Raw genomic sequence first — 6,360 nt, 5'->3', positions numbered from 1 at the left:
AAGACTGACTTATGACTCAAGACGCATTATTGCAGGAAGCCCTGACAACCATTAACCAGCTTAACCAACGGTTGGAAAAATTATCCCGGCAACAGTCCTCAAAGCGCTGCGATATTGCCGTTATCGGTATGGCCTGTCAGCTGCCAGGCGCGGCCAGTCTACCGGTGTTCTGGGAACAGCTGCTGAATCGTTATGATGCTGTCGGCCATTATCCAGCTGCCAGACTCGGTTTGCAGGGACTCGGGAAACAGACTTCGGATAGCGATATTGAAACCATTTACGGCGGCTATCTTGATGACATTGAGCTGTTCGATCCGGAGCTATTCAGAATTTCCCCGCGTGAAGCCAAGTGCATGGACCCGCAACAGCGACTGCTGTTGATGAATGCCCATCAGGCCATAATTGATGCCGGCATACAGAAGCATCCGGAATTCTCCCGGACCGGGGTGTTTATGTCCCATTATGCCAGTCAGTATTTGTCGCTGGATGGTCTGCACAATCCGGAAAATGCTCTGTTCATGGCCACCGGGAATGCCAGTGCGATATCCGCCAACCGGATTTCATATCACTATGGATTTGAAGGCCCAAGCATGGTGTTGGATTCGGCCTGTTCCTCTTCGCTGGCAAGCCTGGATGTTGCTTACCGGTATTTACAGGAAGGGCGCATTCAGTTTGCACTGGTGGGCGCGGTCAGTCTGAACCTGAACCCGGCAGCCACCGAATTATTGCAACATGCCAATATGCTGGCCGCAGATGGCAAATGCAAAACCTTTGATCAGCGTGCTGATGGTTATGTGCCGGGCGAGGGGGCAGGGGTCATCGTGCTGCAACGAGTTACGGAAGATTTGCCCGGACCTGCAAGAACCTACGCCCTCATAAAAGCTTGTCATGTTAATCATGATGGCAGAAGCAATGGTCTGACTGCACCGAACGGTCTGGCTCAGGAAGCGGTTATCCGGCAAACCTGCCAACAGGCCAATATTGCTCCCGAAACCATTGGGTATGTCGAAACCCATGGCACCGGTACTTACCTGGGGGATCCGGTTGAAATTGAAGCTTTGGGCAATGTAGTCGGTGCTGGGCGGGCGGCTGCAAATCCGTGTGTGCTGGGTTGTCTTAAAACCAATATCGGCCATCTGGAACCTGCTGCTGGTATTGCCAGTCTGATCAAGGCGTCATTGTGTCTTTATCTCGGCAAGATTCCCGGAAATAATCATCTGCAAACCGTTAATCCGCTGTTGAACTTCAACAACAATGCTTTTCAGTTGCCTTCAGAAGTGCTTGATTGGTCTGCCGATGAGCGAATTGCCGGTGTCAGTTCATTCGGGTTTGGGGGTTTAAATGGTTTTGCCCTGTTGCAAAATGCCGCGAATGACACAGAGCCGGCAACAGCAAACGCTTTGCAGGACTACCCACTGTATGACTTTAATTTGTCACCCTGCTGGCTGGATCGGCCTGACAACAACGTTGACCCGGCATCTGTAAAAACCGGTTCCGCGTTTCTGGACTATCAGTTAACCGATACCCCCACGGAATTATTTCGGGTCACGCTGGTGATTGAACAAGGCAAACTCGAAGGTATTGAAGACACCGGCAATTTTCATATCGGTTTCTATCTGGAAACCATATACAAAGTATTTTCCAACCATTTCAATACCACGGAGATCTACCTTGATCAGATACGGTTTTTGAAACCGTTGTTTATTTCCTCGCAATTGAATACCGAAATCCAGTTGCTCGTCACGGCTCAGGAAGACCAGGTTTATCAGACTGATATTTACTTCAAAACAGTGCAACCGGATGCAGAATGGATACTGGCTGCACAGGCATCCGTTTTGCCGCACAACCATGTTGTCGATGGCGATGCCAGCGATGGCAATTTTGTCAGTCGCACAACAGTTAGTCAGAAAACTTTTTATGATCGTTACGAATCCATGGGCATGCCCGGAACAGGGTTTGTCAGGGCCATTAAACACTGTGCAATTGATGAGACTGAAAGTCTTTCCGGACTGGCGTTATCATTCGATTCAGACAGATATGCCCTCGGGGCACACCCCGGTTTCCTGGATGCGGTGTTACAACCGGCGTTTATGATGCTCGATGCATCAATTAAAACACCTTATATGACAACGGAAATGTCTGGCATTCGCATACGAGGACCTTTGAGCCATCAGCAGGATTACCAACTGCATAACCGCATACTGTCTATCGTTGATTCAGAAGCCTCGGAGTTTTCAGTATCCTGGCGTATTGAAAGCGCAGATCATCATATATGGATCGATTGCCAGAACACTCAGTTGAAGCGACTGAGCAGGACAGCCGTCACTCATGCGCCCATCAATAACATGAATCCGGCGGCCGGAATGACACCTGACGACTTGTTGGTTTACATCGCCGAACGACTGGAAATGCCACCGGAAAAGGTAAAATGCGATGTTCCGTTGATCGATCTGGGTATGGATTCGCTGATGATCATGAGTGTTCAGCGTATTCTGGATAAGCTCCAAAAACCCATCGATAACCTGTTCAACAAAACCGTTAACGATCTTCTGAACACTCTTGAAGCATCCGCCGCAACGGGTGAGAACCACCGACAGACTTCTTCCTGGCCACTGCGCCGGTCATTAAAGCCGTTTTCGCGGAACAAACAACAATGGGTACGCGGTCAACAACAAGCGAAAAAACGACTGACCCTTTACTGCTTTCCGTATGGGCATCTTTCGTCTTCGGTGTTTAGTCACTGGGTAAAACAAATGACCGATGATATTCAGATTTGTCCTATAGAACTGCCCGGACACGGTGACCGAATCAACGAGCGCCCGATAGAAAGTGCCTGGGAAATCGCTGAAGTACTGACGGATATTCTCGCCAAAGATCTGCAACAGCCATTTGCACTGTTCGGTCACAGCTCCGGAGCATTAATTGCTTACACCTGGGCGTTGTACCTGCAACGTCTGAATAAACCTTTGCCACAACGGATTTTTGTCAGCGCCTTCAGTGCACCGACCATTAATCCCAACCCTGTGATCCATCATGCCCAGCAACGTTATGCACAGGCCGGCATTGATCATCTGCCAACATTGAACGACATTCTGGCGCCAGAGAATGATGAGCTGGTCAACAAAATTATCGAACAACAGCACAATGTCACCCGCGAAGTAGGGCTTAGCCAAACAACACCCGAACAGATCGCCACGCAACTGCACGCCATCGTTGCCATCATGCAAACCGTCAGCACTTTCGATCCGGACGCAATCACATCCCTGCCGGTACCCATATCAGCCTTTCACGGAGACCGGGATCTACAGGTTTCCTATGCCGACATGATGGCCTGGCAGACACTCACCAACGCGCCGTTCACGATTAACGTATTTCCAGGGGATCATCTGTTTATCGATGCCGGGCAAAGTGAGAAGGCGGTGATGGCGACTGTGCAGGAGTTTTTATCCCTTGATGGGACGCGTGGCCAGGCATAACCGTCGGACAGTGTTCAGCCGTCAATGATTATTCATCACACCAACTATGATCTCTTTGACAACCTCAACGGCTGCAGATGATTTCTGCTGTGGTTGAGGGGGTTGTAGCAACGATAATGAATGCCGCATCGCCGGAACCAGGGAGTGGCGTGTGACCGGGGTATCTGCAAAGTGTTGCAGCGAAAAAGAGGGGACGATGGATATGCCATATCCGGCGCTGACCAGTGCCACCAGAGTGCCCATATCGCTTGCTTTCATGATGATATCCGGCTGGATATGTGATTGTTCAAATAACTGAAACAGAATGGGGGCACAGCCGCCGGTAGATAGAATAAATGGTTTCTGATCCAGCTCTGCGAGTGGGACTGTGCCGGCGGACAGACCCGATCCCTGGCCGCTGATTGCAATAAATTCGTCTTCCAGGAGTGCCTGATGGTGGCAGTTTCCCGGATCGTAACTGATCCCTAAATCCGCAGTACCCCGTTCCACCCAGAGTGCCACTTCCTGATCGGTACCCAGCAGCACGTCAATATTCAGTTTTGGGTAACGGCGTTTGATATGGGACAGAGTGGCGGGGGCAATTTTGATCGATGCACTATTGATTAAGGCCAGCCGCAGGTGTCCTTCGATGGGCTGGCGACCAATATTCAAGGTGCTGTTGATCGCTTCAAGGGCGCGATGAGCATGGGCCACCGCCTCTTCACCGGCAGCGGTCAGGGTAATGCCCCGATTGCCACGAGTGACCAGCGGGACACCAACAGCCTGTTCCAGTCCACGAATGGCGTGGCTGATGGCGGATTGGGTAATACAGAGACGGTCTGCTGCGCGGCTGAAATTGCGGGTTTCGCTCAATGTCGAAAGCACCCGTAGCATGGTGATGTTGATGCTTGATTCATTCATTTTGGTGTTCCTGATACGGGTGTTTATGAATAGGGCAGAAACGCTCAGTCGGCCTGATATTAGTATTGCTCATACCTGATTTCAAATTAATCAATTTACTCATGTCGTATGTGTTCTTAAGCTGCGGTTGATCGGTCATCAGCTTACACAGGAGCACAGCATGGACACTCATATCAGTAAATCCCGTTACCTGACGGGCGCAATCAGCGGGCTGGCAGCGGTCAGTATCTGGGCCGGGTGGATGTCCGCAACCCGGGCAGGCGTGACCACTTCGTTGTCACCCGAAGATGTCACGGCACTGAGATTCGGTACTGCCGGATTATTATTGTTGCCGGTTTTACTAAAACATGGTCTGGGTGGTGACCGAATACGTCTGTGGCAACTGGCGATTCTCATCTGTGGCGCAGGGGCTCCTTACGCGCTGGTGGCTTCCACCGGTCTGCGTTGGTTACCGGCGGCACAGGGTGGGGCGTTAATTCCAGGGGTAATGCCGCTATTCGTAGGCCTGCTATCCGCTGCCATCTTTAAAGAGGTGTTTTCGCTCACCAGAAAAGCCGGGTATCTGCTCATTGTTCTGGGAGTGCTAGTGATCACGGGTCTTGAGCTTATGCTGTCGGATCAACAACGGTTGCTCGGAGTGGTGTTGTTTTTGAATGCCTCGTTAATGTGGGCCTGCTATACCCTGGTGCTCAAACGTTCAGGACTTAAGCCATTGCATGCAGCGGCTCTGGTTTCTGTGGGATCGGCAGTGTTCTATCTGCCCTGGTACTTCCTGACTTCAGGGCTGCAGATCCTTCAGGCCCCGATGGCGGATGTGCTGTTTCAGGCATCATTCCAGGGCATCGTGGCCACCATTCTGTCGTTGTTCCTGTATGGTCGTGCCATCACTCTTTTGGGAGCCTCAGCGGGCGCGACGTTTGGCGCTCTGGTACCGGCGCTATCTGCGCTGATTGCCATTCCGGTGCTGCATGAGTTGCCAACGATAGTGGGGTGGGCAGGTATTTTTGCGATTTCAGCCGGCGTCTATCTGGCCAGTGGTGGACCACTGAAAGTCATCAGACTGCGGACCAAAATAACAGCAGGTGCAATGCCTGAATAATTGCATTCACTTAACATGGCAGTCGGATTAAATGGACGAGCAGATCATGGCACCAACCAGGCCATGATCTGCTGTTTATTCTGTGTGCACTTCTGTTTCGTCAATAACCGCCGCCGGCGTGAACATGACACCATAGGCGGTTCAGACTTTGAACTTCCCTACAAGTGAAGTAAGGTTATCAGAGAATTCTTTTAACTCATCAGAGACGCCATTCGCTTTTTTGGCGATGACGTTTGTATCGGTAGACGTTAACTTTATATTGACGATGTTCTGATTAATATGTTCCGCCACTTGATGCTGTTCTTCTGCACTCGTAGCAATTTGCGCGGTCATGTCCTTGATTGCATTGATACTTTCGAATACTTGTCCCAGGGTGCCTTCCAGTTCTGAGGTCAAAATCCTGGATTCCTCCGCGTTTGAGAGACTCTCGGAAATCTTTGAAGAAACGGTTGCGACCAATTGACGAAGCCCATTGAGTAACTTTGATATCTCTTCAGTAGAATCAGCAGTGCGACTGGCCAGTGTCCTGACTTCATCTGCAACCACAGCGAACCCTCGACCTTGCTCACCAGCTCTGGCAGCTTCAATTGCTGCGTTCAATGCCAATAAATTCGTTTGTTCTGCTATACCCCTTATAGTGTCAAGAATGCTTTATATGTTTTTAGATTCATCTGTTAGTGTGGTCATTTCTTTGTCCGATTCCACTAACAATGCGGACAGTTTGCTGACTGAATTGACCGTTTTCTGCAGTGAGATTTGTCCGGCATTTACTTGGGACTGACTGTCATTTGCAACCTCTGCCGCTTCAGCTGCGTATTCTGGCGAACGTGATCACCCGTTCCGGAATTATTTGATCACCCTAATCCCGTAACGCGTTCGTGTGGA

3 protein-coding genes and 1 pseudogene are annotated in these 6,360 nt (G+C 50.4%); 2 read left to right on the top strand and 2 right to left on the bottom strand.

Going from position 1 to position 6,360, the window contains the following annotated elements; translation table 11 throughout:
• Nucleotides 1–11 precede the first annotated feature (11 nt).
• Nucleotides 12–3,476: an alpha/beta fold hydrolase gene (locus YC6258_RS27445; protein ID WP_052830342.1), complete on the top strand. Its 3,465-nt coding sequence runs from the start codon at nucleotides 12–14 to the stop codon at nucleotides 3,474–3,476.
• 21 nt (nucleotides 3,477–3,497) lie between these two features.
• Here the strand turns inward: YC6258_RS27445 and YC6258_RS16235 are convergent, their stop codons facing one another.
• The gene (locus tag YC6258_RS16235) at nucleotides 3,498–4,376 is read right to left on the bottom strand and encodes a LysR family transcriptional regulator (protein WP_044617898.1); all 879 of its coding nucleotides are present in this window, start codon (nucleotides 4,374–4,376) and stop codon (nucleotides 3,498–3,500) included.
• Between the two features lie 160 nt (nucleotides 4,377–4,536).
• On the opposite strand from YC6258_RS16235, the gene YC6258_RS16225 reads away from it, so the two are divergent.
• Nucleotides 4,537–5,475 carry a DMT family transporter gene (locus YC6258_RS16225; RefSeq protein ID WP_044617896.1) on the top strand — a complete coding sequence of 313 codons (939 nt, stop codon included), beginning with the start codon at nucleotides 4,537–4,539 and terminating at the stop codon, nucleotides 5,473–5,475.
• A gap of 141 nt (nucleotides 5,476–5,616) precedes the next feature.
• Here the strand turns inward: YC6258_RS16225 and YC6258_RS16220 are convergent.
• Nucleotides 5,617–6,126: pseudogene (locus YC6258_RS16220) on the bottom strand (methyl-accepting chemotaxis protein); the annotation flags it as partial.
• Nucleotides 6,127–6,360: the final 234 nt, after the last annotated feature.

It is taken from the genome of Gynuella sunshinyii YC6258 (assembly GCF_000940805.1).
GTDB classification, from domain to species: Bacteria; Pseudomonadota; Gammaproteobacteria; order Pseudomonadales; family Natronospirillaceae; genus Gynuella; species Gynuella sunshinyii.
Note: the sequence above shows the minus strand (reverse complement) of the source record. Positions and strands in the feature narration are given on the sequence as shown.

Bases quoted from the DNA above. Each gene is read 5' to 3' on its own strand.
- YC6258_RS27445 (WP_052830342.1), top strand. From the start codon at position 12: ATGACTCAAGACGCATTATTGCAGGAAGCCCTGACAACCATTAACCAG.
- YC6258_RS16235 (WP_044617898.1), bottom strand. From the start codon at position 4,376: ATGAATGAATCAAGCATCAACATCACCATGCTACGGGTGCTTTCGACA.
- YC6258_RS16225 (WP_044617896.1), top strand. From the start codon at position 4,537: ATGGACACTCATATCAGTAAATCCCGTTACCTGACGGGCGCAATCAGC.